The organism is Limimonas halophila, assembly GCF_900100655.1.
Taxonomy (GTDB): Bacteria; Pseudomonadota; Alphaproteobacteria; order Kiloniellales; family Rhodovibrionaceae; genus Limimonas; species Limimonas halophila.
In genome coordinates this window covers 93,831-119,875 of record NZ_FNCE01000006.1, presented here as the reverse complement: position 1 = coordinate 119,875, position 26,045 = coordinate 93,831, and the positions used below count along the sequence as shown (strand labels likewise).

The 26,045-nt window shown below is 67.1% G+C and carries 35 protein-coding genes and 2 tRNA genes; 19 read left to right on the top strand and 18 right to left on the bottom strand.

From position 1 onward, the window contains the following. The first annotated feature begins 8 nt into the window (after window positions 1–8). The 3 genes from BLQ43_RS09455 to BLQ43_RS14945 are packed head-to-tail and all read left to right on the top strand — an operon-like array spanning window position 9 to window position 1,087. Window positions 9–335, top strand: coding sequence for a hypothetical protein (locus BLQ43_RS09455; protein ID WP_090020151.1), 327 nt, complete (start codon window positions 9–11; stop codon window positions 333–335). Then, a complete protein-coding gene (locus BLQ43_RS09450) occupies window positions 320–832 on the top strand; it encodes a hypothetical protein (protein ID WP_143006234.1) in 513 nt (170 codons plus the stop codon). Before BLQ43_RS09455 ends, BLQ43_RS09450 begins: the two co-directional genes overlap by 16 nt. Next, window positions 833–1,087, top strand: coding sequence for a hypothetical protein (locus tag BLQ43_RS14945; protein ID WP_496196057.1), 255 nt, complete (start codon window positions 833–835; stop codon window positions 1,085–1,087). It abuts the gene before it with no gap. On the opposite strand, the gene BLQ43_RS09445 is transcribed toward BLQ43_RS14945, so the two are convergent. The 4 genes from BLQ43_RS09445 to BLQ43_RS09430 form a co-directional block, all read right to left on the bottom strand. Beyond that, a complete protein-coding gene (locus tag BLQ43_RS09445; RefSeq protein WP_090020147.1) occupies window positions 1,056–1,922 on the bottom strand; it encodes a hypothetical protein in 867 nt (288 codons plus the stop codon). The genes BLQ43_RS14945 and BLQ43_RS09445 overlap by 32 nt on opposite strands. A 1-nt stretch (window position 1,923) precedes the next feature. Continuing rightward, window positions 1,924–3,228 carry a hypothetical protein gene (locus BLQ43_RS09440; RefSeq protein WP_218119172.1) on the bottom strand — a complete coding sequence of 435 codons (1,305 nt, stop codon included), beginning with the start codon at window positions 3,226–3,228 and terminating at the stop codon, window positions 1,924–1,926. Window positions 3,229–3,831: 603 nt separating this feature from the next. Then, window positions 3,832–4,041, bottom strand: a complete 210-nt coding sequence (locus BLQ43_RS09435; protein WP_090020143.1) for a hypothetical protein — start codon at window positions 4,039–4,041, stop codon at window positions 3,832–3,834. 84 nt (window positions 4,042–4,125) lie between these two features. After that, on the bottom strand, window positions 4,126–4,365 hold the full coding sequence (locus BLQ43_RS09430; protein ID WP_090020141.1) for a helix-turn-helix domain-containing protein: 240 nt from the start codon (window positions 4,363–4,365) through the stop codon (window positions 4,126–4,128). A gap of 176 nt (window positions 4,366–4,541) precedes the next feature. On the opposite strand from BLQ43_RS09430, the gene BLQ43_RS09425 reads away from it, so the two are divergent. Further along, window positions 4,542–4,865 carry a hypothetical protein gene (locus BLQ43_RS09425; protein ID WP_090020139.1) on the top strand — a complete coding sequence of 108 codons (324 nt, stop codon included), beginning with the start codon at window positions 4,542–4,544 and terminating at the stop codon, window positions 4,863–4,865. A gap of 21 nt (window positions 4,866–4,886) precedes the next feature. Here the strand turns inward: BLQ43_RS09425 and BLQ43_RS09420 are convergent, their stop codons facing one another. From BLQ43_RS09420 to BLQ43_RS09390, 7 genes are all read right to left on the bottom strand, one after another. After that, a complete protein-coding gene (locus tag BLQ43_RS09420; RefSeq protein WP_090020137.1) occupies window positions 4,887–5,273 on the bottom strand; it encodes a type II toxin-antitoxin system death-on-curing family toxin in 387 nt (128 codons plus the stop codon). A gap of 8 nt (window positions 5,274–5,281) precedes the next feature. Continuing rightward, on the bottom strand, window positions 5,282–5,506 hold the full coding sequence (locus BLQ43_RS09415; protein ID WP_176758614.1) for an AbrB/MazE/SpoVT family DNA-binding domain-containing protein: 225 nt from the start codon (window positions 5,504–5,506) through the stop codon (window positions 5,282–5,284). Window positions 5,507–5,860: 354 nt separating this feature from the next. Next, window positions 5,861–6,496 carry a peptide-methionine (S)-S-oxide reductase MsrA gene (msrA, locus tag BLQ43_RS09410; protein WP_218119171.1) on the bottom strand — a complete coding sequence of 212 codons (636 nt, stop codon included), beginning with the start codon at window positions 6,494–6,496 and terminating at the stop codon, window positions 5,861–5,863. Between the two features lie 4 nt (window positions 6,497–6,500). Further along, on the bottom strand, window positions 6,501–7,061 hold the full coding sequence (msrB, locus tag BLQ43_RS09405; protein WP_218119170.1) for a peptide-methionine (R)-S-oxide reductase MsrB: 561 nt from the start codon (window positions 7,059–7,061) through the stop codon (window positions 6,501–6,503). 199 nt (window positions 7,062–7,260) lie between these two features. Beyond that, window positions 7,261–7,794: a hypothetical protein gene (locus BLQ43_RS09400; RefSeq protein ID WP_090020133.1), complete on the bottom strand. Its 534-nt coding sequence runs from the start codon at window positions 7,792–7,794 to the stop codon at window positions 7,261–7,263. Continuing rightward, the gene (locus tag BLQ43_RS09395; RefSeq protein WP_090020131.1) at window positions 7,791–8,315 is read right to left on the bottom strand and encodes an O-acetyl-ADP-ribose deacetylase; all 525 of its coding nucleotides are present in this window, start codon (window positions 8,313–8,315) and stop codon (window positions 7,791–7,793) included. Before BLQ43_RS09395 ends, BLQ43_RS09400 begins: the two co-directional genes overlap by 4 nt. A 71-nt stretch (window positions 8,316–8,386) precedes the next feature. Continuing rightward, window positions 8,387–9,391 (bottom strand): adenosine kinase, encoded by a 1,005-nt coding sequence (locus BLQ43_RS09390; RefSeq protein ID WP_090020129.1) that lies wholly within the window; start codon window positions 9,389–9,391, stop codon window positions 8,387–8,389. Window positions 9,392–9,503: 112 nt separating this feature from the next. On the opposite strand from BLQ43_RS09390, the gene BLQ43_RS09385 reads away from it, so the two are divergent. Genes BLQ43_RS09385 through BLQ43_RS09375 form a run of 3 tightly spaced genes read left to right on the top strand, consistent with a single transcriptional unit; the run spans window position 9,504 to window position 11,557 of the window. After that, complete coding sequence (locus BLQ43_RS09385) at window positions 9,504–10,226, top strand: EI24 domain-containing protein (protein ID WP_176758613.1); 723 nt, start codon at window positions 9,504–9,506, stop codon at window positions 10,224–10,226. Window positions 10,227–10,271: 45 nt separating this feature from the next. After that, window positions 10,272–11,048, top strand: a complete 777-nt coding sequence (locus tag BLQ43_RS09380; RefSeq protein WP_090020124.1) for a polymer-forming cytoskeletal protein — start codon at window positions 10,272–10,274, stop codon at window positions 11,046–11,048. Window positions 11,049–11,068: 20 nt separating this feature from the next. Then, window positions 11,069–11,557: a hypothetical protein gene (locus tag BLQ43_RS09375; protein WP_143006233.1), complete on the top strand. Its 489-nt coding sequence runs from the start codon at window positions 11,069–11,071 to the stop codon at window positions 11,555–11,557. Between the two features lie 257 nt (window positions 11,558–11,814). On the opposite strand, the gene BLQ43_RS09370 is transcribed toward BLQ43_RS09375, so the two are convergent. Beyond that, the gene (locus tag BLQ43_RS09370; RefSeq protein ID WP_090020119.1) at window positions 11,815–13,119 is read right to left on the bottom strand and encodes a UDP-glucose dehydrogenase family protein; all 1,305 of its coding nucleotides are present in this window, start codon (window positions 13,117–13,119) and stop codon (window positions 11,815–11,817) included. Window positions 13,120–13,338: 219 nt separating this feature from the next. On the opposite strand from BLQ43_RS09370, the gene BLQ43_RS09365 reads away from it, so the two are divergent. Beyond that, window positions 13,339–14,769 (top strand): mannose-1-phosphate guanylyltransferase/mannose-6-phosphate isomerase, encoded by a 1,431-nt coding sequence (locus tag BLQ43_RS09365; RefSeq protein WP_090020117.1) that lies wholly within the window; start codon window positions 13,339–13,341, stop codon window positions 14,767–14,769. Between the two features lie 4 nt (window positions 14,770–14,773). On the opposite strand, the gene BLQ43_RS09360 is transcribed toward BLQ43_RS09365, so the two are convergent. Further along, window positions 14,774–15,691, bottom strand: coding sequence for a CsgG/HfaB family protein (locus BLQ43_RS09360; RefSeq protein ID WP_090020115.1), 918 nt, complete (start codon window positions 15,689–15,691; stop codon window positions 14,774–14,776). A 25-nt stretch (window positions 15,692–15,716) separates the two neighbouring features. Then, window positions 15,717–16,142: a curli assembly protein CsgF gene (locus BLQ43_RS09355; RefSeq protein WP_176758612.1), complete on the bottom strand. Its 426-nt coding sequence runs from the start codon at window positions 16,140–16,142 to the stop codon at window positions 15,717–15,719. A gap of 266 nt (window positions 16,143–16,408) precedes the next feature. Between BLQ43_RS09355 and BLQ43_RS09350 the strand changes: the two genes are divergently transcribed. From BLQ43_RS09350 to BLQ43_RS09335, 4 genes are all read left to right on the top strand, one after another. Further along, a complete protein-coding gene (locus tag BLQ43_RS09350; protein ID WP_090020111.1) occupies window positions 16,409–16,750 on the top strand; it encodes a helix-turn-helix domain-containing protein in 342 nt (113 codons plus the stop codon). Window positions 16,751–16,906: 156 nt separating this feature from the next. Beyond that, window positions 16,907–17,908 carry a hypothetical protein gene (locus tag BLQ43_RS09345; RefSeq protein WP_090020109.1) on the top strand — a complete coding sequence of 334 codons (1,002 nt, stop codon included), beginning with the start codon at window positions 16,907–16,909 and terminating at the stop codon, window positions 17,906–17,908. A gap of 73 nt (window positions 17,909–17,981) precedes the next feature. Further along, window positions 17,982–19,031 (top strand): hypothetical protein, encoded by a 1,050-nt coding sequence (locus BLQ43_RS09340; protein ID WP_090020107.1) that lies wholly within the window; start codon window positions 17,982–17,984, stop codon window positions 19,029–19,031. Continuing rightward, window positions 19,028–19,369 carry a hypothetical protein gene (locus BLQ43_RS09335; protein WP_143006231.1) on the top strand — a complete coding sequence of 114 codons (342 nt, stop codon included), beginning with the start codon at window positions 19,028–19,030 and terminating at the stop codon, window positions 19,367–19,369. Before BLQ43_RS09340 ends, BLQ43_RS09335 begins: the two co-directional genes overlap by 4 nt. 310 nt (window positions 19,370–19,679) lie before the next feature. Here BLQ43_RS09335 and BLQ43_RS09330 read toward each other — a convergent pair whose 3' ends face one another. Beyond that, window positions 19,680–20,039: a hypothetical protein gene (locus tag BLQ43_RS09330; protein ID WP_090020102.1), complete on the bottom strand. Its 360-nt coding sequence runs from the start codon at window positions 20,037–20,039 to the stop codon at window positions 19,680–19,682. A gap of 88 nt (window positions 20,040–20,127) precedes the next feature. Here BLQ43_RS09330 and BLQ43_RS14895 point away from each other — a divergent pair, with 88 nt between their 5' ends. Both BLQ43_RS14895 and BLQ43_RS09325 read left to right on the top strand, forming a co-directional pair. Beyond that, entirely contained in the window at window positions 20,128–20,256 is a 129-nt protein-coding gene (locus tag BLQ43_RS14895) for a hypothetical protein (RefSeq protein WP_281217569.1), read from the top strand. Window positions 20,257–20,416: 160 nt separating this feature from the next. Next, window positions 20,417–20,818, top strand: a complete 402-nt coding sequence (locus BLQ43_RS09325) for a hypothetical protein (protein WP_143006230.1) — start codon at window positions 20,417–20,419, stop codon at window positions 20,816–20,818. A gap of 45 nt (window positions 20,819–20,863) precedes the next feature. Here the strand turns inward: BLQ43_RS09325 and BLQ43_RS09320 are convergent, their stop codons facing one another. Continuing rightward, window positions 20,864–21,106, bottom strand: a complete 243-nt coding sequence (locus BLQ43_RS09320; RefSeq protein WP_090020096.1) for an HP1242/YdcH family protein — start codon at window positions 21,104–21,106, stop codon at window positions 20,864–20,866. Window positions 21,107–21,324: 218 nt separating this feature from the next. Between BLQ43_RS09320 and BLQ43_RS09315 the strand changes: the two genes are divergently transcribed. Further along, a tRNA-Arg gene (locus BLQ43_RS09315) sits at window positions 21,325–21,401 on the top strand. 165 nt (window positions 21,402–21,566) lie between these two features. On the opposite strand, the gene BLQ43_RS09310 is transcribed toward BLQ43_RS09315, so the two are convergent. After that, window positions 21,567–22,511 carry a hypothetical protein gene (locus BLQ43_RS09310; protein WP_090020094.1) on the bottom strand — a complete coding sequence of 315 codons (945 nt, stop codon included), beginning with the start codon at window positions 22,509–22,511 and terminating at the stop codon, window positions 21,567–21,569. Between the two features lie 220 nt (window positions 22,512–22,731). On the opposite strand from BLQ43_RS09310, the gene BLQ43_RS09305 reads away from it, so the two are divergent. Continuing rightward, a tRNA-Met gene (locus BLQ43_RS09305) sits at window positions 22,732–22,808 on the top strand. 146 nt (window positions 22,809–22,954) lie between these two features. On the opposite strand, the gene BLQ43_RS09300 is transcribed toward BLQ43_RS09305, so the two are convergent. Beyond that, on the bottom strand, window positions 22,955–23,368 hold the full coding sequence (locus BLQ43_RS09300; RefSeq protein ID WP_090020092.1) for a winged helix DNA-binding protein: 414 nt from the start codon (window positions 23,366–23,368) through the stop codon (window positions 22,955–22,957). Between the two features lie 382 nt (window positions 23,369–23,750). Between BLQ43_RS09300 and BLQ43_RS09295 the strand changes: the two genes are divergently transcribed. From BLQ43_RS09295 to BLQ43_RS09285, 3 genes are all read left to right on the top strand, one after another. Next, complete coding sequence (locus tag BLQ43_RS09295; RefSeq protein ID WP_090020091.1) at window positions 23,751–24,245, top strand: Lrp/AsnC family transcriptional regulator; 495 nt, start codon at window positions 23,751–23,753, stop codon at window positions 24,243–24,245. A 128-nt stretch (window positions 24,246–24,373) separates the two neighbouring features. Then, window positions 24,374–24,994 carry an isochorismate family cysteine hydrolase YcaC gene (gene ycaC / locus BLQ43_RS09290; RefSeq protein WP_090020089.1) on the top strand — a complete coding sequence of 207 codons (621 nt, stop codon included), beginning with the start codon at window positions 24,374–24,376 and terminating at the stop codon, window positions 24,992–24,994. An 84-nt stretch (window positions 24,995–25,078) separates the two neighbouring features. Further along, window positions 25,079–26,017 (top strand): pirin family protein, encoded by a 939-nt coding sequence (locus tag BLQ43_RS09285; RefSeq protein WP_090020087.1) that lies wholly within the window; start codon window positions 25,079–25,081, stop codon window positions 26,015–26,017. Window positions 26,018–26,045 lie beyond the last annotated feature (28 nt).

Genomic DNA, 26,045 nt, shown 5'->3' with positions numbered 1-26,045 from the left:
CGAGGGCCATGCAGGGGTTTCTCGACGGGCTTGGCGATGCGCTGGACAAGCTCGGGGCGGAAGACGTTTTCAATCTCGCCCTGGCTGTTCTGATCATGTGGGGGCTGATCCGTCTCGGCCCGCATGCCATCCGGGGATTCGTCGAAATCCGGGTCAGCCGCCATCGCCACAAAGAAGAAATGAAACGGCTGGAACACATGGCCCGAACGTCCCACACTTCGAGAGAGGACGAGGAAAACGCGCGGCGGGACGCGGCGGCCGGCCGAGGTGGCGGTGACGCGGCCACAGATGCGGCCGAAACCGGGAGCGGGGGCGAACCATGGCATCGCAGCTGACATTGGCTCTGTGCGCGGTGCTGGTGTTCGTGCTTGCCGTCGGCTCGTACATGAAGCGGCGGCTGCGCCAGCTTGAAACCCGCGAGATGTATCGCGAGGAGTTCTTCAGCTACGCCAAGTGGGTGGTGTCGCGCGGGGACGTGCCCGACGCGGCGGTGAAGCTGTTGTTGTTCCTGGGCCGCCAACTCGACGCCCCGACGGCGCCCTACGCGCTCTTGCTGGCGCTTCTGCGCGGCGCGGCCCTGGAGCCGCAAGCCAATTCCGCCAGCCGCCGCACAGGGCTGGATGCGGAGATGCGCCGGTGCCCCCAGGATGTCCGGGAGGCGTTCGGCAACGCAGTCGCCAGCGGCCTCATGGCGATCGCGGCGAACAGCGTGGTCCTGGGCACGGTCATCCGCCGCGTGATCCTCTTCCGCATCCGCAAGCGCGACGGCGAGGGCTACGACGGCACCGAGGACGCGAACATCATCGCCACCGGCTGGGCCAATCCGGCGTAATTGGCTGCCGCGCCGGAGGGCGAGGGCGCACCCGCCGACCAACCCGCCTCATCGCAGCCGAGCGCCGTCGAACAACGCCTGTCCGAAATCACTCCCGACGACCTGACGCCCAGGGAGGCGCTGGAGTTGGTTTATGAATTGCCGGAAGGCACGAAAAATCCTGATACCAATCAGCAATCCGAGGGTTCTTGGCCAAGAACTATTGATAGGTTGAACCGAGATTCTAGATTGCCGAATATTCCAAAAATTCCTTGACGCGCTCTTTGTCTCGGAACTCCGCCTCAATCTTGTCCCCGTTCGAGTATTTTACTCGTACCTCATATTTCCTGAACGTGCCTTGATCGTTGGTCTCACTGTAACTGTCTATAAAGTTTTTCGCTTCCTCGGGTGAACCAAACTCATGTTCTTCTCCGTGTAGCGGAATAATAGCAACTCTATCGATCACACGATCCAGCACTTTTCGCAACCTCTCAAAGAAATCTTGGAATTCCGTTTGCGCACTTATATACACTTTATTAATAATCTCGTTCCACTCATCCTCGGATAGATTCTCGATAGCACGAACGGCCTCAAGATAATCTTTTTCCGGTGTTTGTTCACCGAAATTTATAAAAATTCCGTGTTTGCCAAATGCTTTAACTATGTCATCATATCGGATATAGACAATATTAAAATTTTGAGATCTCAGCTGCTTAATCGACTCTTTTGTGAATTCGCCCGCTATAATCGCGCCTAAAAAGGGGTGTTCTTGCCAGTATCGTTCAAAAATGGGGAGCAACGCACCTTGTATTTCTTGTGCCTTGTTTCGCGAATGTTTCGTGTACCTCCTCCATGCCGCCTCAACGAATGCGATAGGGCGTCCAGAGTTCCTGGCGCATCCCTTTTTCTCAATTACAAAATCAAGATCGTGATCATTGCCATATTTGTCCTGCCATTTTACCAGTTGTCCCCTGCGAACGCCGGGGCGTTCACCCTTTTTATCAACAAACAGGTCGCGACCTTGGCAAAATTCACACAATGCAGGGTAGGTGATATCTTCAAGAAGATTGCCGATTTTTTGTCCAAACTTGTGGGCTGGCGATTGCGCCATTTTACCCCCTTATCCACAATATGCCTTCTTTAAGCGGCACGCGGTGCTTCCGGTTCTTCCACTTGATATTTCTATCTCGCACTTTCTCAAAAGTGTACTCCTTGAAGCCTGCCCCCTGTGCTAGCTCTCCAAGCCATTTATCCACTGGCGCGTGTATTCCATATGGTGCAGAATCACCAATTATCAGACACAACGTTCCTCCATCAACCACTAGCGGACGAAGCGCATGAAAAGTTCGCCCTAGATCGCGGAAATAGGCGGCTAGCATGGTGTGATATGTCTTACGTCCACCTTTTTTCTCTCTTTCATGTTGAAGAGCCGTACAAACCTCCGTTAGTTCACTGCGGATTGGTGACGTCACGGGATGTTGCAAGAGCGGCTCTAACAACATTTTTTCGGTCGATGTGTGTTGTGCACATGACGGAATGAGGCATTGCCGAACTTTTTTGTGGAGATCAGCCCAACGATCGACGTGGCCCCAAAAAGTAAGCTCTAGGCGGGTAGCGTCAGCGTAGTCATAATTATTTGGATAAGGGGGGGATGTGATGACTAGATTGTATTGTTTATCTGTCATTTTTTCGCATTTTCTGGCGTCAATGTTATAAATACTTCCGGCATATTCTTCAGCTTTTGTTTTGAAAATTTTCATATCAGCATGGAAAATTTCAACTTTGTTCATGAATGCATAGTATGGATCGTACACATTATTTTTGGAGTGATTTGGGAGAATATATTGCCACTGTGCTGTTCCAACGCCACTGGTTTCACGAAGTATGGACGTAATACACCACCAAACATGATTGGCGATGCTCTCTGAGGAGAACGTGTACCGTTCGTAGGCTTCTTTAAGGCTCTTTAGCGAGTACAGCACATCATCGGTGTAACACTTTCGCAAAAGTTTATTATGTGGAAGGATCATCTGCGATCTCATGTTGTCAGCAAGTCTCAAAACATTAAACGCCTCCCGGCGAAATTGTTCTTCGCATGAAGGGGGGCGCATTTTCGTTGCTGTAAGGTGGTTTAGCAGTGGATGCGTTTCGAAGCCGTCAGTAACGCACTGGGCTTGGGCACCTGCTATGAGCGCTGTGCCGCTACCTGCGAATGGGTCGAGCGCCCTTCCATGTGGAGGGACGTGTGCGGCAATGACATCTTCCGCCCATTCTGCGGAAAAACCAGCCGAAAATCGGAACCAACGGTGCACGGGTAGCCGCATATTGTCGGTAAATGCCCCGCGCCGTGCAGTTTTAGGTGGCATTTCGGGGTTTTGCTTGTCAAACTCATTATTGTCGAATAATGGAGAGGACATCGTTGGGAGCGCTCACTTGATGTTTGCGTTGGTAGAGGCTAAAAAGTCCAGATTCAAGTCACAGTATTCCGCTTGGAAGGTCATGACCAGATCTAGAACGTAGCTATATGGGGCGTGTAGGGCTACAACAAGGCGCCCCGCCAGGCAACAGCAAGTTTAAGATGCATGCCGAAAAAGACCATAGCCCGCCAGAGAGCGTGTCACGGTGGTCTGCGAATCGTGGGACGCCCGCACAGATCATGAGCGGTATAAGTGACAAAAAATCACGGAGGTCGGAAATCGTAGATTAGTATATATGGTGAGCAACTTGCGCCGTCAGCATAGCCCCACGCCGCCTTCGGTGATGAAGGTTATGCCGTGGTGTTCGTAGGTTTCGCGGAGCAGGTGCGGGGTGCCTTGTGGGGCGTGGTCTTGCCGGCCTCGAGATTGCGCACGGTGGCAAGCCCAACGTCCGCGCGGTGGGCAAGGTTGCCGGCAGGCACGAGCATGCATCGCTTCATGCCGGCGCATAAACAGTTGATGTTAAATGAACGTGCGGGCGCACGCGGCAGCCAGCCGACGCAGGATGGCGGAGAAGCGCGGGCGGCCGGCAATGCTGCTTTACTACGCCTTGGTTTCCTCCGGCTCGGGGAGCGGACTTGGCGCGTCGCCGAGTTGTTTGCCGCTGGGCGTCACCAGCTTCAGGCGGGGCGGTTGAGGCTTGGTCTTGGGCGGCTGCTCAGGCTTGGGCTGCGCGTGGCCGCTCGACGAGGCCTGCTGGGATGGAGCCGCTTGCTCGCTCGGCTTGCGGTTGTCCGTTTCGTTCGTTGCCATCGGGCACCTCCGTACGCTTCCCAACGGTAAGCGCAGTTGTGCTGGCGAACAAGCTGTCGCGCGGTATGCGTGGAACCCAAGTGGTCAGGGCTGGCTTGCGTGTGTGTCTGTCAGCATCACGCCCACACCGCCCTCGGTAATGAAGGTGATGCCGTGGCGTTCGAAGGTTTCGCGGAGCAGGCGCAAGGTGCCTTTGTGCGGGGTAGTCTTGCCGGCCTCGAAATTGCGCACGGTGATTAGGCCCAGGTCGGCTTGGTCGGCAAGCTCCTGCTGGGTCCATCCGAGAAGGGCACGGGCGGCGCGGCAGTGTTCCGAGCGGATCATGCGGGCCGTGTAGCCCTCGCGCGCGCGCCGGCCAAGACAATTGCATAAGCTATTGACTGTTGCTGTCCAATGCGTACAATAAAATCCGTAAAGGATGTGGCGGGTAAGCGGCTCATGTGGCACCCGGACACGCCGCGAATCACCGCTGCGAACGGCACGAACCACGGAGGCACGGCATGACGGGGCAGGTGGAGACGGACGGCCGGGCGGCGGATGCGGGTGCGCCCCCGGCTCGCGCGGGCGAGGACGCGGCGAGCGTGCTGGCGCGGCTGGAGGACGACGTGATCCAGCTTCAGGGCGCGGTCGAGGCGCTGGCCGTGCTCGCCCACGAGACGCGCGAGTCCGTCGCCTCCGCCCTGCACCGCGGCTCCACCCGCCCCGTCGAGACCGTGCCCGCCCAGGGCCTCCAGTGGGCCGTCGAAACCCTGCAAGCCCGCGTCAACGCCATGGACCGCCGCATCACCGGCCATCCAGCGGGCGAGGCCGGGCCAACGCGGTGATGGCGGTCACGCCCGCGCCGCCTACGCCGCTGTCTTCTCGGTGTTCCGCCGCAGCCAGGCGGCGAAGCCGCTTTCCGAAACATCCCCGGCGGCCAGCGCCCACATCATCCGTGTCGCCTCGGCCTCGGGCGCGGTCAGGCGCAGGCCGTTGCGGGCAAGAAACACGAACGCGGCCATGAAGGCCGTGCGCTTGTTGCCGTCCACGAAGGGATGATTCCCCGCGATCCCGGCCGCGTACGCGGCGGCCATGTCGCACAGGTCGGCCTCGCCATACGCCGCCATGTTGCGCGGCCGGGCGAGCGCCGCGTCCAGGCGCGCTTCGTCGCGAACGCCCGTCGAGCCGCCGTGCTCCGCGAGCAAACGGTCGTGAAGCGCGTCGATGAGCGCACGCTCAAGCCAGACCGGCATCGGCCGGTTTACGTCGCCAGCGCGCGCAGCGTGTTGCGGTAGGCGGCCATGCCCTCTTCGGCCAGCTCCATCTGGCGCTCGAACTCTGGATCGTAGGGCGTGACGCGGTAGCCGTCGGGCGTCTCGGTGAGGAAAACCCGGTCGCCCTCGCGCAGCTTCAGCCGGTCCAGCGCCTCGCGCGGAAACACCGTGCCGAGCGAATTGCCCACCTTGCGAACCTTCAATTCCACCATGCCGGCCTCCAGTGCGTTATAACAAAGAGTATAACGCCAGTGGCCTCGCTTCAATGCCCACGTGAGGGCAGACCGCCGCCCCGGCCCGTCTGGGCAACAGCCCGACCACCGGATCACGGTCTGGCGGCATCGGCTTGCCATCCAGCCGGGTCCTGAGGGGCTGAACCACCGGCGATTGTCACCGGCGCGACATGCGATGGCCGGGAGCCGGCGACGACGGCTCGGCGGATCGCCTGTCGGCTGATCGCCCTCCTCGCTGGGTCTGTTCCGGGCCCGCCACATAGCGGAGCGTGACCGTCACGATGCGGTGCCACGCCGGTCGCGGCGGCGGTCACGGCTGGGCGGCGACAGCCGTTATTTGTCCTGGCCGGGGCGTGCTTCCTCGCCCCAGAGCGCGTCCAGCCGCTCATAGCGCCCGCAGCCCTGGGTGTAGAATTTGTAGCGGAAGGGTTTTTCCTGGAAGTAATCCTGGTGGTACGCCTCGGCCGGATAGAACTGGTCGAGATCCGTGATCGGCGTGACGATCGGCTGGTCGAACCGGCCGGACTCCGCGAGGGCCCGCTTGCTGGCTTCGGCGGCGGCGCGCTGGTCCGGGCCGTCGACAAAGATCGCCGTTTCGTAGGAGGGGCCGCGGTCGCAGAACTGGCCGCCGTCGTCGAGCGGGTCGACGTTGCGCCAGAACACGTAGAGCAAGCGCTCGTAGGTGACCGTCTCGGGATCGTAGGTGACCCGGACGACCTCCTTGTGCCCCGTGCCGCCGCCCGTGACCTCGTCATAGCTCGGGTTTTCGACGTGCCCGCCGGCAAAGCCGGCCGTGTGATCGACCACGCCGTCGATCGGGTCGAAGGCCGCCTCGACGCACCAGAAGCACCCGCCCGCGAAGACGGCGGTTTCGGTTTCGGTGTCCTGCCCCGCCGCGCCGCCGGCGACGAGCGCCAGCGGCAGGGCCAGCAGCGCCATTCGGGCAGCGCGCGCGAGATGTGCGTGCATCATCTCAACCTCGCAGGGGTGGCAGGGATTGCTGGGCCGGCACGAACGCCAGCGCCAGCCCGTTGTTGCACCAGCGCTGGCCCGTCGGCTCGGGGCCGTCGCCGAAGACGTGCCCCTGATGCCCCTTGCATCGGATGCAGTGATACTCCGTGCGCGGAACCGCCAGCTTGAGATCCCGCTTGGTGTCGATGTGGTCGGCGTAGGGCGCCCAGAAACTGGGCCATCCGGTCCCGCTGTCGTATTTCGTCGCGGCGGAGAAGAGCGGCAGATGGCAGGCCGCGCAGATGAAGGTGCCGTCGCCGTCGACCCCGTTCAGCTCGCTCGACCAGCGCGGCTCGGTCTGCTCCCGGAAGAGAATGTCCCAGGCATCGTCGCCGACGAACTGGCGCCAGTACTCGGGCGAGCGCTCGGGCGGGCTCAGATCCCAACTGCGCTCGCGGACGGGGTGGTGCTCGGTGAAATCGGCGGCGGCGACGGCGTGCCGGCGCGGCCAGAGCGTGACGGCTCCGGCGGCCAGGGCCAGGCCCACGCCGGCGGTTGCGAGCATCATGTCGCGGCGCTTCATGGCGGCCTCCCTGCGAGCGGGATGGACATGAGCCGCGCCGCCCCGGTGCCGGGACCGTGGCGCCGGCCATGTCGATCAAGATGGTGTGCTTCTCGGTGCCGGCCAATGCTTGGACCGACGCCGGCGCCACCCCTCCCGATCCGGTGGTCAGCGCCCGATGATGACGATGGGGCGGGCGTGACTGGCGGGGCGCACGCCGCTACTGCCCCTGCACGCGCGTTTGCTGGGTCCGTGTCGTGCCGGCCACGTCGCGCAGCGTGATCGTGACCGTGCGCTTGGTCAGCTCGCCGCGCTGGTCCTCGGGCACGGGGATGCGGGCGAGGACGGTGCGGCCCTCGGTGCGTTCCAGCTTGCCGTTGGCCTCCGCGTCGCCGCCCCAGAACCAGTCGAACAGCGAGAAGGACAGCGTGAGGTGCGGCTCCACGCCCGTCGCGGAGCCGCCCCGGGCGCCGATGCCGATCTCGGGCGCCAGGCTCTCGCCCGCGGAAACGGTCTCGCTGCTCTCGCGCTTCGACGGCGTGAGCACGCCGTCCGGCGTGCGCAGCTCGATCGCCGTGACCTCGCTGCCCTTGGGGAGGTTGACCACCTGCACCACCACGGCCTCGCGCTCGGGCGTGGGGTAGGCGCGCGCCCGCACCGGCGGCGGGCCGTCGCCGTCGTCGGTGCCGGCACAGGCGGCCACCGTCAGCAGCATCAGCGCGGCCGCGAGGGGGCGCAGCACGGCAGCCGTCACCGCGCCAGCGCCTTCTCGTAGGCCGCCGTGGTCATGGCGTCGAAGGCGCAGAACACCACGCGCTGCGGCGTGTCGTGCTCGCGCAGCCAGGCGCGCGCTTCCTGCACCGCGATCTCGGCCGCGCGCTCCTGGGGGAAGTTGTAGACGCCCGTGGAGATCGCCGGGAAGGCGACGCGCGCGGCGCCCACCTCTTCCGCTTTAGCGAGCGAAGTGCGGTAGGCGCTCGCGAGCGTCTCGTCCTCGCCCTCGTCGCCGCCGTGCCAGACCGGCCCGACGGTGTGGATGATGTGGCCGGCCGGAAGGTTGAAACCGTCCGTCACGACGGCCTCGCCCGCCGGGCAGCCGCCGATGCCGTCCAGCGCCTTCTGCAGCTCCGGCCCCGCGGCCTTGTGGATCGCGCCGTCCACGCCGCCGCCGCGCTTGAGCTGCTTGTTGGCGGCGTTCACCACCGCGTCGACGTCCAGCCGCGTGATGTCGCCCTGAACCACGTCGATGCGGTCGTCCACCGTGTCGTCCGCCATCGTCCCGCTCCGTGTCCGCGTGTCCTACCGGGTCAGGTGGGCATCGCCCGCCCGGCGGCCAAGCCGGACGCTCAGCCGATCTCGGTGAGGAGTTCCTTCAGGTCGCGCTGCGGGCGCGCGCCCACGTGGCTGATCACCTCCGCCGCGCAGGCGCCGCCCAGGTGCGCGCACCGGCCCAGGTCGTGCCCGCGCGTGTAGGCGTGCAGGAAACCGGCGGCGTAGAGGTCGCCCGCGCCCGTGGTGTCCTCGATGCGGCCGGGGGTCACGGCCGGCACCTCGACGGTTTCGTCCGGCGTCACCACGACCGAGCCGTTCTCCCCGCGCGTCAGCGCGGCAATGCGCACCTTGCCGCGCACGATGTCCACGGCTTCCTCGAAGGTCTCGGTTTCGTAGAGCGAGGTGATCTCGTCGCCGTTGGCGAAGAGGATGTCGACGTGCCCGTCCACAAGCTCGCGGAAGGACTCGCGGTGGCGCTCCACGCAGAAGGGGTCGGAGAGCGAGAGCGCGACCTCGCCGCCGTTCCCGCGCGCCGTGCCGGCCGCGTCGATGAAGGCCTGCTTGGCCTCCGGCGCGTCCCACAGGAAGCCTTCCAGGTAGGTCACCCGCGCGCGGCGGATGCGCTCGTGATCCACGTCCCCGGGGCCGAGCTGCGTGGACGCGCCCAGGAAGGTCGCCATCGTGCGCTGCGCGTCCGGCGTGACGAAGACCAGACAGCGCGCGGTGGGCAGGGTGTCGGTGGCGGCGCTCGTCTCGAAGGTGCAGCCGGCCGCGCGGATGTCGTGGCGGAAGATGCGGCCGAGCTGGTCGTCGCGCACCTTGCCCAGGAAGGCCGTCGTCCCGCCCAGCGAGGCGATGCCGGCGAGCGTGTTCGCCGCCGAGCCGCCGGACATCTCCGTGCCCGGGCCCATGCTCTCGTACAGCGCCTCGGCCCACTCGCTGCCGATCAGCGTCATGCCGCCCTTGGGCAGGCCGTGCTTGGTGAGAAAGGCGTCGTCGGTGCGCGCGATCACGTCCACGATCGCGTTGCCGACGCCGAGCACGTCGATTCGCTCCTGGTCCGCTGGCTGACCGGCCATGGTCGGGCGTTCCTCCGCGTTGTCCTTGACCGGCGCGAGTATATGGGCGGCACTGAACCCTTCAAGCGCGCAGGCTTGCGCGCCCGCGCCGGATGGGCCTACACCCCGCGCCATGCTCGTCGGACTCCTCAAGGCCATCGGCCAGCTCTCCGACCCGCGCTTTCGCGGGCTGGTCTGGCGCGCGCTCGCCATCTCCGTCGTCACCTTCGCGGGGCTGTGGGCGCTCGCGTGGTGGGGGATCGATGCCGGCGGCGACTCCCTGGCCGCGTGGCTGGGCGCGGAGTCCTGGTGGGGCTGGGCGGTCGAGATCCTGGTAGCGCTCGGCGGGCTCGCGGGCGTGCTGGTGGCCAGCTTCCTGATCTTCCCCGCGGTGATGGGGCTGACCCAGCAATTCTACCTGGAGGACGCCGCCGCGCGCGTGGAGGCGCGCCACTACCCCGATCTGCCGCCCGCCGAGGGGCAGCCCATCCTGGAGGGCGTCAAGGACGGCGTGGATCTGGCGCTCGCCACCATCGTGGTGAATGTGATCGCGCTGCCGATTTATCTGCTCCTGTTTCCGCCGCTGAATGTGTTTGTGTTCTACGGTGTGAACGGCTACCTCTTGGGCCGGGAATACTTCGAGGTGGTGGCCGTGCGGCGGCTGCACCGGTCGCGCGTGCGGGCGCTTCGCCGGGCCTACCAGGGCCGGGTGGTCGCCGCCGGGGTGGTGATCGCGGTGTTGATGACCCTGCCGGTGGTGAACCTGCTGGCGCCCGTGATCGCGGCGGCCTTCATGGTGCACGTCGTCGAGCGCATCCGTCGGCGGGCGGGGGCGCCGGCCGTGCGCGCCGCCTGATCAGCGGTCCTCACGAGCCCAGCGGTCCTCACGAGCGAGGCACGGATGTTCGGCAAACGCACCAAGCAACAGCCCAAACAGGACACCCGGCGCGAGCCCTCGGCCGCGCCCGCCAGCCCCGCCGGTGAGGGGGACGGCGACGCTCCCGGCGAGAGCAAGCCCGGCGGGTCGGCCCAGGCGTCGGCGCCCGTCCAGCCGGAACGCCCGACGCGGCCGGACCCCTCCGCGGTGCTGAACCGCCAGCCCACGCCGCCGGTGAACCCGGAACCCTCGCGCCAGGCGTCGAACAACCGCCAGCGCGGCAAGACCGCGCCGGCGCAGGACGAGGACGCGGGCAACAAGCTGATCGTCGGGCAGAACATCCGCATGTCCGGCGAGATCGCGGCCTGCGACAAGCTGCTGGTCGAGGGCATGGTCGAGGCGGACCTGACCGAGACGCGCGAGCTTGAAGTCGCGCCCACCGGCTCCTTCAAGGGCTCGGCCGTCATCGACGTGGCGGAAATCGCCGGCCGGTTCGAAGGCGATCTGGTCGTTCGCGAGCGCCTGAACCTCCGCGCCAACGGGCAGGTCCACGGCACCATCCGCTACCGCGCGCTTGAGATCGAGAGCGGCGGCCGCATCGGCGGCACGCTGGTGGAGCTGAGCGCCGAGGAAGCCGAGCGCTACCGCACCGACGACACGGCCGCCCAGCCCGCCAACGGCGCCGCCGACCCGGCGGCCGAGCCCGCCCGCGACGCCGCGGGCGATGCCCTCGACACGCCCGACGACCCGCTCGCCGCCGCGGGCGTGGGCGACGAGGCGGTGCGCCAGCAGGACGGGTAGGCTCCCCGGTGTCGCGTCTGGTGCGCGCCGCGGGATGCGGTCTGGCCGTCCTTGCCGCCGCCTGCGTCCGGCCGCCGGGCGAACCCGGATCGGCGCCCGAGGGGCCGGATGGCGGCACGCGCATGGTGCCGCGCGACCTGTCCGGGCCGCCCGTCGAAGGGTCGGCCGTGGATCCGCCCGCGGTGCCCTGGCCGGACGAAGTGCCGCAGCGCCCGGCCATCCGCGTCGAGCCGGTCGACCCCGATCCCGAGCGCATCCTCGACCAGGGACCGCAGACCGTGCGCAGCGTCCTGGGCCCGCCCACGCGCGTGCGCAGCGAGCCGCCCGCCCGCATCTGGCAGTACGTCAGCCGGCGCTGTGTTCTCGACGTCTTTCTGTACAAAGCCGACGGCGGCGACGGCGAGCGCCGCGCGGTCTACCTCGATGCCCGCGACCGCCAGGCCAAGCCGCTCGAAACCCGCACCTGCCTGCGCTCCCTCCTAAGCCAACAAGCCGCCCCGGGCACCTAAACACTGGGTGTTTAAGCCGATCCGTACGAGGTTTTGAGCGGCTATCGTCACCGGGGTGCCATCACGACCGGAACACCGGCTCGAAAAGCGGGGTGTTTGATCGCATCCGTACGAGGTTTTGAGCGGCTGTTGTCGCCGGCACCAGCGTGACGATCGCGGAGCACAGTGAGGGTCCGGCTGGCACCTTCCCCAAGACAGCCCCATTCATCTCGTTTGGCGGGCGTCCGCTCGCCTGACGGAAGCCATGCAATGAGCCTTCATTGCCGGCCGACGCAGGTGTAGTGGAATCCGGCCTCGGTCATGGCGGCGGGGTCGTAGATGTTGCGCAGATCGATAACGACGGGCCGGCGCAGCGCTTGGTGCATGCGCTGGGTGTCGAGGTTCCGGAACTGGTTCCATTCGGTGAGGATGGCGACGCCGTCGGCGCCGGTCATGGCGTCGTAGCAGTCGCGGCACCAGACGACATCGGCCAGGTGCTTGGCGGCTTCCGGCATGCCGTGCGGATCGAAGGCGCGGATGGTGACACCGGCGCTTTGCAGGGCAGGGATGATCTTCAGGCTCGGGGCCTCGCGCATGTCGTCGGTGTTCGGCTTGAACGTGAGCCCGAGCACGGCGAGCGTCTGCCCGCTCACGTCGCCGCCCAGCGCGTTGGCGATCTTGGCGGCCATGGTGTCCGGGCGGCGGTCGTTGCCCGCGATGACGGCGTTGACGATGCCCAGCGGCGTGCCGACCGTGTCCGCCGTGTGGGCGAGGCAGCGCGTGTCCTTGGGGAAACAGGAGCCGCCGAAGCCGGGGCCGGGGTGCAGGAACTTGGGCCCGATGCGCCCGTCCAGGCCCATGCAGCACGCAACGCCGTGCACGTCGGCGCCCACGGCCTCGCACAGGTCGGCCATTTCGTTGATGAAGCCGATCTTGGTGGCGAGGAAGGCGTTGGCCGCGTACTTGGCCAGTTCGGCGGTTTCCAGATCCGTGATCACCAGCGGCGTCTGGTTCAGGTAGAGCGGGCGGTAGAGCGCCTCCAGGACCGTGCGCGCGCGCTCGCTCTCCGCGCCCACGACCACGCGGTCCGGGCGCATGAAGTCGGCGATGGCGGCGCCCTCGCGCAGGAACTCGGGGTTGGCGGCGACGTGCAGGCGCTTGTTCGGCACCGCCTCGGCCAGCCTGCGCGCCAGCTCGCGCCCCGTGCCGACGGGAACGGTCGACTTGGTGACGATCACGCTGTCGGGCTCGGCGGCGCGTGCGGCGGTCACGGCGGCGCTGTGCACGAACCGCAGGTCGGCCTCGCCGTTGCCGCGCCGGCTGGGCGTGCCGACGGCGATGAAGATCGCGTCCGCCCCGGTGGTGGCCTCGGCCATCTCGGTGGTGAAGCGCAGGCGCCCGGCGGCGATGTTGCGGGCCAGCAGCTCGTCGAGCCCCGGTTCGTGGATGGGGAGCTCCCCGCGGTTCAGGCGGGCGATCTTGTCCGCGTCGCGGTCCATGCAGTGGACGGTCGTGCCGAACTCGGCAAAGCAGGCCCCGGAGACGAGGCCGACATAGCCGGTTCCGATCATGGCGATCCGCATTGTGCGCCTTTCGGGTTGTCCGATGCGCCGGAGTCAGCGGGCGATCTCACGATGACCATCCGGCTGTTTCGCCGGTTTTGCGACCGTGCAGGCGGACGAGGTCGCGGTCCCTTCGGACGTACGGCGCGCGGGCGGCGCCTCGCCCCTCTGGACAGGCGGCGCTTGCGCCGCGAGCATCGCGCCCGCCGCCGTTCGCCACCGCGATAGCCGGGGAGCCGCATGAGTCAGCCCACCACGCCGCGCGTTCGGCCCGTGATCCTGGCGGGCGGTTCGGGCACGCGGCTCTGGCCGGTGTCGCGCGCCCGGCACCCCAAGCAGTTCCAGCCGCTGGCGGGCGCGGATGGCCTGTTCGCGCAGACCCTGGCGCGGGCGCGCGCGCTGGGCGGGGCCGACCCGATCGTGGTGTGCAACGAGGAGCACCGCTTTCTCGCGGCCGAAGCGCTGCGCGACGCCGGCATGGACGGCGCCCGCATCCTGCTGGAACCGGCGGGCCGCGACACGGCGCCCGCCATCGCGCTGGCGGCGTGCGAGGCCCGGGCGCTGGACGGCGACCCCGTGCTCGCGGTGCTGCCGGCCGATCACGCGATCACGGATCACGGCGCGTTCGCGCGGGCCGTGGCGCGTGCCGTGCCGCACGCCGATGCGGGCTGGCTGGTGACCTTCGGCGTCACGCCCACAGGGCCCGAAACCGGCTACGGCTACATCCGCGTGGCCCCGGGCGAGGGGCCGCGCCGGGTCGAGGCGTTCACGGAAAAGCCCGATCGGGCGACGGCCGAACGCTACCTGGCCGACGGCGGCCACTACTGGAACAGCGGGATGTTCGTCTTCCGCGCCTCGGCCGGGTTGGACGCGCTCGGCGCCCATGCGCCCGCCGTGCTTTCGGCGGTCGAAGCCGCGCACGCGGAGCGCGCGCCCGACCGGGATTTCGTGCGCGTGGGCGAGGCGGCGTTCGGCGAGGCGCCGGCGGTGTCGTTCGACCGCGCGGTGATGGAGCGCACCGACACCGCCGTGATGGTCCCTTTCGACGCGGGCTGGCGCGACGTCGGCTCCTGGCGCGCGGTGTGGGAGCACGCGCGCGAAACGGGTGCGGCGGACGCGGACGGCAACGTCGTCTCGGGCGAGGTGGCCGCCCACGACGTGCACAATTCCCTGATCCACGCGGAAAGCCGGGTGGTGGGCGCCGTGGGCCTGGACGGGCACCTCATCGCGGAAACCCCCGACGCCGTCCTTGTTGCGCCGCTGGACCGGGCCCAGGACGTTCGCCCGGTGGTGGACGCGCTGCGCCGCGCGGGGCGGCCGGAAGCCGAGGTCCACCGCCGCGTCTCCCGGCCCTGGGGCGCCTACGAGGAGGTGGACGCGGGTGAGCACTTCCGCGTCAAGCGGCTGGTTGTGCGCCCGGGCGAGGGGCTCTCGCGCCAGCTCCACCGCCACCGCGCGGAGCACTGGGTGGTGGTGCGCGGCACCGCCACGGTGGAGCTGGACGGCGAGCGCTTCGAGCTGGGCGAGAACCAGTCCACCTACATCCCCATCGGGGCGACGCACCGCCTTGAGAATGCTGGGCCGGCGGAGCTGGAGATCGTCGAGGTGCAGACCGGCGCCTACCTGGGCGAGGACGACATCGTCCGCTTCGACGACCGCTACGGGCGCTGACCGGTCACGAGGGCGAAGCGGCGCGTGGCGACCGCGGCGCCGAGGAGGTCTGCTCCGCCGCGTCGCCCTTCACGGTCTTCGCCGGCTCGCGTTCGGTGATTTCGCGGTAGGTGTCGATCACCTTCTGCCCGGCCTGGCTGTCCGCGAAGGCCCACAACGCGTCCTGCGCGCCCTCCACGATCAGGGCGTACATCGCGGACTCGATGGCCTGGCGCACGGCGACCTGCGTGGGTTCGTTGGAGGTGACGCCGGCGTCCATCTCCAGGATTTCCTCGACACCGACGAACTTGAAGACGTTGGCCTGGAGCTGGAGGGAGTAGAGCGTCTTGCTCACCTTGACGGATTGCACGATCTCGCCGGTCTTCACGCTCACCGCACGCAGGTAGACCGAGACGACGTCGGCGCGGTATTCGGTGTTGCCGCCGATGCCGAGCAGCCGCGCGCCCAGCCCGCCGGTGAGGCGGTTGGTGTCGTAGGAGATGATTCCGCCTTCCAGCAGGATGCCGCCGAAGGTCAGCGGGTTGAGCGGCTGGCCGTTGCCGAACTGCTGGCGCGTGGAGCGGATGATCTTGCGCTCCTGCAGCAGGTCCTGAAGGCCCTTGCGCTCCAGCACCTTGAACCAGTCGCCGCGGCCGGCCTGGAAGGCCGCGTCCACCAGAATGGCGGCGCCGCCCTGCGTGACCGCGGTGGACAGCGCGGCGACGTTCTCGTCGGGCTTGCGCTGGCCGGTCTGGTCGCTGAAGTCGTAAACGGCGACCGTCATCTTCTGGTTGGGCGGCGGCAGCTGCTTGAGCCGCTTGGTGGTCGCCAACTCGGGCATGATTTCCGGTTTCTGCCCGATGCTTTCCACGTTGCCGGTCGTGCAGGAGACGAGCGCTCCCGCCACGGCCAGCAGGCCGGCCGTGCGTGCCAGTCGCCACATGGCTGTGTCCTTACCTGGGCTGGGATCAGAACTGCGGCGTCGGGATCGTCAAGTTGGTTTCCGCGCCCGTTTGCAGGTCGAGCAGCGTGATATCGATCTGACCGTCACCCGTCTGGTCGAAGGTGATGCGCTGCTGCCCCACGGTGAACTCGCCGCTTTCCTGCGGGTTCTCGCCGAAGATGCGGTCGGTGATCTCCTGCGAGGTGCGGGAGAGGATGCGGCGCTCCAGGGAATCCGCGAACTGCTCCTGCGCGCTCGGCGGATCGAAGGAGGAGTCGTCGAAGTCGTTCTGCTGCTGAGCCAGGTTGATCAAGTGGCTGCTGTTGAAGGGGTCGCCGCCGAAGGAGGGGTTGACCGGCTGATAGACCAGGTCCTGGGCGGCGGCCGGGCCGGCGGCGGCCGCCATGAGGCCGGCACAGACCGCGAGAATGCGTGTCGTCCGGGTGCGCATCGTCATCGTCTCCCCGCCGCGTTGTTAACTGTTCGTGAACCCTAAGCGGGTGCTGCGCCCGACGCCAAGACGGCAGGCTTTCCGCAACCGAAAAACAGCAAGAAAAACAACGGTCGACGATCCCTCTTTGTGTGTACGACGGGATGTCGATTTTCCGAGCGCCGTGTACGGGCACAATGGTGATACCGTCATACGCGCGATCATTCGGGGTAATCGTGACCGATCGTGTTATTTCGCTCTCGCCGGAATTGGGAGCGGTTCCGGACATGCTGACGGAGGTGCACCGGGTCGACCTGGACTTTTGGGGAAACCTGCGCACGGCGGCGATCCTGCGCTGCGTCGCGGCGGCGCAGTGGCGGGAGGGCCGCCCCGCGAAGCTCAGCGGGATCGCGCAGTCGCTGGGGTTTGGGCTGGCGACGGTGCACAGCCATCTCGCCCACCTCGCCAGCGATGACGGAGGCGGGCCGCTGGTGGCGCGCGTGCCCGGCGGCTACCGCCTGACCCCGCACGGGGAGGCGGTGATGCGCCGCTGGGCGAAGGAGGTCGCCCGCCGCATGGCCCATTTCAACGCGGGCGAACACCCCGATTCCGGCGCGGCGGCCGGGTGAACGGCCCCAATACACCGGATTCGCGTCAAATCCGCTCCGCTTTCGCGTGCCGAAGCGCCCGAGGTTGTCTTAACGATACGTTAACTGTTCGGCTTGGGATGTCCGGTTCGGACCGGGCGGTCCGAAATTGCTCATCCAAACAACGGGAGGCGAACCATGCGGGTCCGCACCTTTCTCACCACGGTCAGCGCGGCGGCGCTGAGCTTGGGGCTCATGGCGACCGGCGCCGCGGCCGGGAAGAACAACACCGTCGACGTCGAGCAGGCGGGCAACCTGAATTTTGCCCGCGGTGATCAGGACGGCAACAACAACGAGACCTTCATCAATCAGGCAGGTAATCGCAGCACGGCGTCGGTGCCGGTTACGGGCAATCAGAACAACGTGGCCGTCGATCAGCAGACCAATCGGAACTTCGTGCGCCTGAACGATCACTCGGGCAACAACACCACGGCGGGCTTCCGCCAGCGTGGCGGCAACGAGAACGTCGCCGCCTTCGGCGCCAACAACGTGATCGGCAACCTGGGCGGCAACACCGTCGGTGCCCACCAGAACGGCCGCAAGAACGTCGTGCACGGTGGCGCCGGTGGCAGCGTGGATGTCGGCACGGGCGGCAACAGCGTGAGTTTTGGCGCCTATCACCGTCCGGGCGACATCCTGTCGGGCGTGTCCGCCGTCAACGCCGCCGGCGGGCCCACACGTATCGCCCAGGTCGGCGGCAACAACAACGCCGCCGCGGTCCAGCAGATCGGCAACGTCAACCGCATGGGCATCCGCGTGCAGGGCGATAACAACCGGATCGTCGGCCGTGGCAACAACCGGGACAACTTCAGCGTTGCCGGCAAGTTCGAGACGGACAACGGCTCGCCCAACGCCACCGTGCTCGGCAACGGCAATCTGCGCATCCTGAATGCCGCCGAGCAGCGCGGCAACCGCAACGACGGGCTGACCGTGCAGGCCGGCAACAGGAACCATATCACTTTCGCCCAGGTGGGCAGCCGCAACGCCAGCACGGTGGCCCAGGAGGGCAACCGCAACACCGCGAGTTCCATCCAGCTCGGCAACGACAACACGGCGAAGCTGGCACAGATCGGCGACGACAACACGAACTGGGTCACGCAGAACGGTAGCGGCAACTACGCCAGTACCGTGCAGCAATAAGCCATCGCGATGGGGCAGCGGTCCCGCGGGGCGGCTGCTCCATCGTTTGGTTTGCCCGTGAGGGAGATCGCCAATGCTTCGCCGAATCCTCGTGACGACGGCTGTGACCGTGACGGCCGGGAGCCTCGCGTTCGGCCTTGGTGCGGCGCCGGCAGCCGCCGACGGCAACGATTTGTCGGTGCGCCAGATCGGCGAAGACAACACGGCAAGGGTCCACCAGGGGGCGCTGAGCGAGGCAAAAACGTTTGTTGGCGATTTTTTCGATGGCACCTTCTTGCAACCCGTCCTTCAAGTCGAAACGCCGGCCGGCGAGGTCGTCGAGCAACCGATCCCGGCCAATCCGCGCGCCTGCGAGGTGTCCCCGGTGATCTTTTGCGAAGAGGTGGACCTTCCCGGTGGTTCCATCGAAATTCCGCCGGGGGATGCCGACACCAGCCGGGCCAGAGTTATTCAACGCGGCAAGGGGAACACGGCCGTCGCCAGGCAGTACGGCGACGGCAGCCGGTCGGTGCTCGTGCAGGGGTCCGTGTCCGCCTTGGAGGCCACGAACCTAGCCGGAATCCCGCGCGACTTCAGCTTCGCCTTCGCCGACGCGCCGGCGCAAACCCCGCCGAACGGCCAGGATAACACCGGCAACCAGGGGCAGGGGCAAGGCCGAGGTCAGGGCAACGGCGGCGATCCGACGGCGCTCGGGCCCGCCGGCTTCGAGCCGTTGCGCGGTGAACAGACGCTCGACGACATCCTCAACAGTCTGAACGGGCAGGGCGCGGGCCGAAACAACACCGCGCACCTCCTTCAGGGCGGCGGGGGCAACCGCTCCGTGGCGTTGCAGGCCGGCCGCAACAACCGGCTGCTGACGGTGCAGAACGGCAACGACGTCGGCGTTCATCTCCAGACCGACGACAACAACAACACGCGCCTTCTGCAGGGCGACGGCGCCAACGAAAACGCCCTGATCGCGCGCGGCGACGTCCGTGTGGCCGGCCAGCCGAACACGCCCTTCACCCTGGCGGCCCAGGGCGGGGTCAACTTCGCCGTCGACGTGAAGGGGCCGCAGAGCTTTTCCGGCTTCTCGGCGCGCCCCAACGGCACCGGCGGGCTCGACATCACGGCGCGGCGATGATGGGCGCGGTGCGCGCGTGCGCGGCCGTCGCGGCGCTGGCCGGCCTCGCGCCCGGCCCCGTCGCGGCCGGCGGTGACTACACGCTGCGGCTGGCCGGCAACGAGCCGGCCGCCTTCGACGTCCGCTGCACGCTGGAAACCGGCGCGACGGCGCACGACATCGCCTTCACCGGGCGGCCGCCGCTGACCCGGCACTTTCATGCGCGCGGGCTGTTTTGCGAGATCCGCCAGACCGCGGCCGGCGGGCGCCTGGACATCGAGCTGCGTGGGCGCGACGGCAACGTGAGCCGCCTGTCCACCGGCGGCAAGGACAGCGTCATCACGGTCTCCGTGCGGTGACGACAGTGGATGGGGCATGCCGCGCCGCCCGACGCGAGCAGCCGCCGCCCGTCATTGCCCGGCTAGCTGGCTTCCAGCCGGCGACTGCGTGTCGACCGGGCAATCCCGCTCATCGCGGATTGCCCCGGCGATCAGGGAGGGTGTCGGCACCGGGCGGTCGTGAAGATTGCGGCGCGCGGGACTGATTACCCCACCGCGAAGCCGTCCGCGTCAGCGCGACGGCGTGCGGGACTGATTGCCCCACCGCGAAGCCGTCCGCGTCAGCGTGACGGCGTGCGGGATTGGTTACCCCACCGCGAAGCCGTCCGCGTCAGCGCGACGGCGTGCGACTCTGATTAATCGTCACACCGGGGATGAGGTCGGAGTTGTCCGTGCCGGGGTCCTCGATCACCGGGATGCCGTAGCTTTCCGAAACGCTCTTCTTGCGTTCCGGCACGCAGGCGGGATCGCTGGCGGCGACGTCGGGGTCCTCGCAGCGCTCCGGGATGCGGCCGGCTTCGATGTGCTCTTCCAGCAGCCCTTCGTCCAGCGCGTCCTGGTCCAGTTGCCGTTCCTTCGGCACCTGCTCGATGCGCACGGGGCTGTCCTGCGCCGCGGCCCCCAGGGGGGCCACGAAACCGAGCGATGCTGCCACGATCGCGCCCACGGCGATCCGAACACTGCGCCGCATGGTCCGACGCCCTCGCGGTTGCTTGAACATGCAAACATTGTAGCACGGCACGGTTTGAACGCGGCAATAGACATGGCCGGAGGACGGGGTGCCGATGAAGTCGCGTGATTTCGGCGTTCTCGGGCATCTCCGCCATCAAGCGGAAAACTTGTCGGTTCTGCGTGGTGATAACAATATTTCGGTTGCCGAAATCCGCAAACGGGATTTGCAGTTGTGAGCGTGGTAGCCAGAGGCAGCTGCGGCTTCGTTTATCCGATATGTGTACGCCAAGTGCTCAGTTTTCAGGCACCCGTCGACCCGCACAATGGTAATGCAATTCGGTTCGCGTTGATGACGGGGGCGTGGTGGCGTACCGGGGTCTTGGGTTCTCATCCGATTTGGCGAATGTCCCGGCGGTGCTGGCCGAGGTGCATCGGGCGGCGACGGCGCTGTGGGAGGGCGCGCGGCGGGTGCCGGTGGTCCACTACGCCGGATTGGCGGCCGTCGGCATGTCGCCGGCCGCCGCGGCGGACTCGGGGTTCGTCCTGCAGCTCGACGGCAACGCGGCCGCGGCGTTCACGGTGCGCTGCACGCTCGAAGGGCCGGCGCACACGGAAACGGTCGAGATCGCCGGCCGGCCGCCGCTGACCCGGCATTTCCAAGCGGAGCGCATGTCCTGCGAAATCCGCCAGACCGCGGAAGGCGGGCGGCTGGACATCGCGGTTCGCGGCAAGTCGGGCAACCTGAGCCGGTTTTCCACCGGCGGCGCGGGGAGCGCGATCACGGTGACCACGCGCTGAACCGGCCCGGAGGCGGTCCCTCCCCCGGGCCGCGAGGCAGCCGCGTCAGCCGTGCTCGCGCAGGTAGGCGGCGATCTCGTCCTTCAGCGCGAGGCGCTTCTTGCGCGCCTCTTCCAGCACCTCGTCGGAGACGGGTTCCATGTCGGTTTCCATGCGATGCACCTGGCGGTTCACCTCGTGGTAGTCGTCCGCCAGCTTGGCGAAGTGGTCGTCCGACACCTTCAGGTCGTGGATGCGCTGCGTGTGCTCCGGAAATTCGTCCGCCAGTTCGTGCGGCGTATGCGTCATGGTCGCTCGCTCCTTCGTCCAGGTGCGTTGGTGAAGGCCGCCACGGCGGAGCGGGGCCGGCCGCTCCCGCCGTGCATTGCGGCAGTCAAGGGCGCCCGGCTTCCGTCGTCCGGCGGCCGGGCGTGTGTCGCTGCCCGCCCAGCAGACACACGTTGCATCGCCCGGCGCAATGAGCTAGATCACGCGGAACGAGAGCACGGCGCGGCGTGCGCCGGTTCGGACCCGTAGCTCAGTCGGATAGAGCGTCGGCCTCCGGAGCCGAAGGTCGCAGGTTCGAGTCCTGCCGGGTCCACCAGCTTTTTCCCGGTCGCGGCCAAGTTGGACGGTTAACGGTCGCACACGTGTGCGGACCTTAACGTGTGCGCACTTCCTCTGGTGTGACCCGAAAAAACGGGCCCGCGAAGACCGCCCGCGAGCCCGGATCATCGGCAATACCGCTGAACGCGGCAGCTCGCCCAGACTACGCCAACACCTCCGCACCGTCGGCGGCCGTGTGTGCCCCGCCGCCGTCGCCGAGGATTTTCAGATCGGTGTAGGTGAACTGCTGGCCGTCGTCGCCGAACTGATTTTGAAAGCTGGCATCGTCCTGAAACGTCTCAACCTGCAGCAGCAGTTGCTCCAGCTCGAAGTCGTCGATTTCGTCCGCCGGATCGAGATCCCGGTTCTCGGTGGCCGCGCCCGAGCCCGGCACCGTGACGCCGGTGTTCACGCGCCCGTCTTCCTGCGTGACGAGATTGAAACGGCCGCTGGTGGGAAAGTCCGCATTGTCCACGAAGTCACCCGTCTCCTGACCGTTCCGGTCGCGCAGCAGCGACCCGGCGAACGGGGAATTCGGGTTTCCTGCATCCGAGCCCACCAAGAGCTGCGCCTTCACGGCCTCTTCCGGGGAATCCGCGTCGCGCGTGGCCGGGTCGCGGCGGAAGAAGCCCTGCATGTTGGAAAAGGTGGGGGTCGACTCCGCCAGATCCCCGCCGTACTCGAACCCCAGCGAGGCGCGTGTGAAATCGGGTAGGTCGGTGCGGTAACTTGCTTTGGCGCTGGCACCGACATCCGTGCTCGCGCCTTCCTCCAGGTGAATCTCGATCTCGCCGTTGGGCGTGCGCTCGACACGGTGCGCCGCCGTCACGCGTTCGCTTGGTTGGGAATCCAGCGTGAAGGTCTGGCCTTCCCATTCGAACGAGGGCGCGTTCTGGCCGACTTCGCCGCCGTCGTAGTCGATCAGCACCTCATTCTCCTCCTCGGGCTCGGTCGGGTTGGGACGCCCGCCCGGACCCGGCGGCTGCGATGGTGGGCCCAGGGGCGGTGTGCCGAATGGATTGTGGTTAAGGGCGGGCGAACCGAGCGCCGTCGTGCCGAAGGCGGCGTCGTCGTCGAAGCGGTCGTCGAAGGGTGTGGTGCCGCGCATTGGAGGGCTCCATTGACGCGTTTTGAGTTTCGCCAAGCAACTACTGGCGCACGAGGCACCCCATCGCGGGGGTGCGTCAATGGGATCGGTCGGCGTCCTCCATGTGGGGTGTGACCCGACGCCACGACCGGCTGTACGCGACCGGGATGCGTGTTGACACGCGCCGGGACGAGCGCCTATATGCCCGTCCGCCGGGCGGAGCCGCCCGCTCGCGACGGGTGGCGGGGTAGCTCAGTTGGTCAGAGCGAAGGAATCATAATCCTTGAGTCGAGGGTTCGAGTCCCTCCCCCGCTACCATTCCCTTTTCCCGCATCGTCACAGCTTAAACCACCGTTCCTTGCCGGGTCGTCGCCGGTAAGCACGTTGACGCACCGGCGCCGTTCCGCGGCGGACGTGCGCACGTCGCTCGGGGGCGCGCACGTCCGGGCCGTCCGGGGCTGGGCTCAGGCCGCGTCCTCGCCCTCGCTGTCGTCGCGGCGATCGCGCACCAGGTCGGCGGTGGCCACCATGTCGTTCACGGCGTCGTCGAAGAAGGCGTCCAGCCGCTGTTTCAGCCAGGGCGACAGCTGCACCAGCTTGGAGCGCGCGTCGGCCGGGTTGCCGGTTTCCTGCACGTAGCCGCGGGCCACGGCGCAGTCCAGGTACTTGCCGGCCGTGTGCGGGCTCTTCACCGCCGACATCGCGGCCAGCGCCTCGGTCTTGCGCATGGGGCCGCCGGCCGCCCAGAGCGTCGTCAGCAAATCCCAGTAAGCCGTCGAGTAGAGATCCGGGTCGTTTTCGAACAGCCGCAGCCAGCGCGCACTGATGCGCGCCATCATGTCCAGGTAGGTCCGTCGCGTGGCGTGATCGAAACCCATGCCCGCCCGTGTCGTTGTCCAATGAAACCGGCCGTGTACGGCGCCCGCAGCGCAGCGGTCAAGTGCCCGGACCGGTTCCCCGTTGATGCGCCCGGACCCGCATCCTACGTTGAAACGTGCGAGAATGCAGCCGTGCTTGGCAGCCGGTCCGTCCGTGGCATGGCGAGCCTCCTTCCCCTGAAGCTGCGGGGCCGCTCGCCGGCCCCGCTTTTTTGATGCCGTGCACGGGGTTTTGACCTCCGGCAGCTGGACCGGCATACCCACGGTCCGACACGCTTCGCACACTGCAAACGCGTGGCGGTTATCGCGCCCGAGGCGGGTGTGCGGGCGCGCCGCCTGCCGACGCCGATCACGACACGCTCCGGCCGGAGGGCTGGCCACGATGCCCCGGGCGAAACTCGACCGAACGGACCTTCGCATCCTCGAGGTGCTGCAAGCCGAAGGGCGCATCACCAACGTCGAGCTCGCCCGCCGGGTCGGCATCTCGGCGCCGCCGTGCCTGCGCCGCGTGCGCGCCCTTGAGGAAGCCGGCTACATCCGCGGCTATGCTGCGCGCGTGACGCCGGAACCGCTCGGCTTCGAGGTGCTCTTCTTCGCCCTGGTGGGCCTGGACAGCCAGAGCGAGTCCGTACTGCAGGATTTCGAGGCGCGCATGCGGTCCTGGCCCGAGGTGCGCGAGTGCACGATGTGCCGCGGCCCGCACGATTTCCTGCTCAAGATTCTGGCGCGCAACACCGCCCACGAGAACGAACTGACCGCGCGCCTGACGGGGGCGCCCCACGTCGCCACGGTGCAGACCATCCAGGCCATCCGCGTCAGCAAGGACGAGCCGGGCCTGCCCCTGGGCGAGGTGACGGCGGCCGACGAGGAAGAGTGACGCGCGCTCCCGCACGCCTTCACGTAATTCCTGATCAAAACAGAGCGATTGAGGCGGCCGGGTTCGGCGTGCAACCCTGATCCGTCAGTTCCGGGTGCCCCGCCCAATCAAACGGGAGGACAGTCGCCATGCCCTATACCTACAACCGGCTCAACAAGGACGATGCCGCCCTGCTTATGGTGGATCACCAGGCCGGGCTGCTCTCCCTGGTTCGCGATTTCAGTCCGGACGATTTTAAGAACAACGTGCTTGCGCTTGCGGACATCGGCAAGTTCTTCGACCTGCCCACCATTCTCACGACGAGTTTCGAGGATGGCCCGAACGGGCCCATGGTCCCGGAACTCAAGGAAGCGTTCCCGCACGCCCCGTATATCGCGCGCCCGGGGCAGATCAACGCTTGGGACAACGAAGCCTTTCGCAACGCTGTGGCTGAAACCGGCCGGCGGCAGCTGGTGATCGCGGGCGTCGTCACCGAGGTCTGCGTGGCCTTTCCCGCGCTCTCGGCGTTGGAGGCGGGGTACGAGGTTTTCGTCGTGACCGATGCGTCGGGCACCTTCAACCAGACCACGCGCGATGCCGCCTGGAACCGCATGTCGCAAGCCGGCGTTCAATTGATGACGTGGTTCGGCGCCGGCTGTGAACTTCATCGGGACTGGCGCAACGACGTCGAGGGCTTTGGCGGCCTGCTGGCGCAGCATCTCCCGGCGTACGCAAACCTGATCCAGAGCTACTCGCAGCACCAAGCGTGAGTCCCGGGGGCGCGTACCGGTGACAAAATCTGAAAGGCTGTTGTCGCGCCTCCGAATCGGCGGCTGGGGCAACGGGTGGGTGTCATGAGCAACCGCATCGACGACGGTGAAGGCGCTTCGGCCCTCGATTGTCCGGTCGTCGATGGCCAGCGCCAGATCCAGCACGTGCGCCCCCGTGTCGCCGATGTCGGGGGTGTCCGGGTCAGCCGCGTGCTGCCCGTGCGCCACCGCCGCATCGTGGGCCCCTGGTGTTTTCTCGATCACGCGGTCCCGGCGCATCCTGAAGATGCGGGCGGGGCGCTCGATGTTGGCCCCCACCCGCACACCGGCCTGCAAACCGTGACCTGGATGCTGGAAGGGGCGGTCAGGCACCGCGATAGCCTGGGGAACGACGAAATCATCCGGCCGGGCACGCTCAACCTGATGACCGCGGGCCGTGGCATCGCCCACGCCGAAGCAGCGGTGCCGGGCGAGCACCGTCTGAACGCCGTGCAGCTTTGGATCGCGCTGCCCGAAGCCGCCCGCCACACGCAGCCGCGCTTCGACCAATATCCGGACCTGCCGCGCTGGCGTACGGGGAACGTCGAGGTGACGCTCCTGGCCGGCAGTTTTGCCGGGCTTGAAGCGCCCACGCGGACGTTTTCGCCGCTGGTGGGAGTGGAGCTGGCAAGCCCGGCGGCCGACCGCCTGACCCTGCCGCTGCGTGAAACCTTCGAGCACGCGGTGTTCGCCGTAACCGGCGATCTCGATATCGACGGCCAAGCGATGGAACCGGACACGCTGGCCTATCTCGGCCGGGGGCGGGATCAGGCTACGCTGAGCTTCGCCGCCGGGAGCCGGGCCATCCTCATCGGTGGCGAGCCGAACGACGCGGATTTTCGGATCTGGTGGAACTTCCTCGGCAGCAAGGCCGAGATCGCCGAGGCACAGCGCGCGTGGGAGGCCGGCGACGCGCGTTTCGGTGCCGTCCCGCATGCCGGAAGCGACCGTCTGATGCCGCCACCGTTGCCCTGGCGCGGTTGAGGCCCCGGCTCGGCTGGGCGATCGGGGC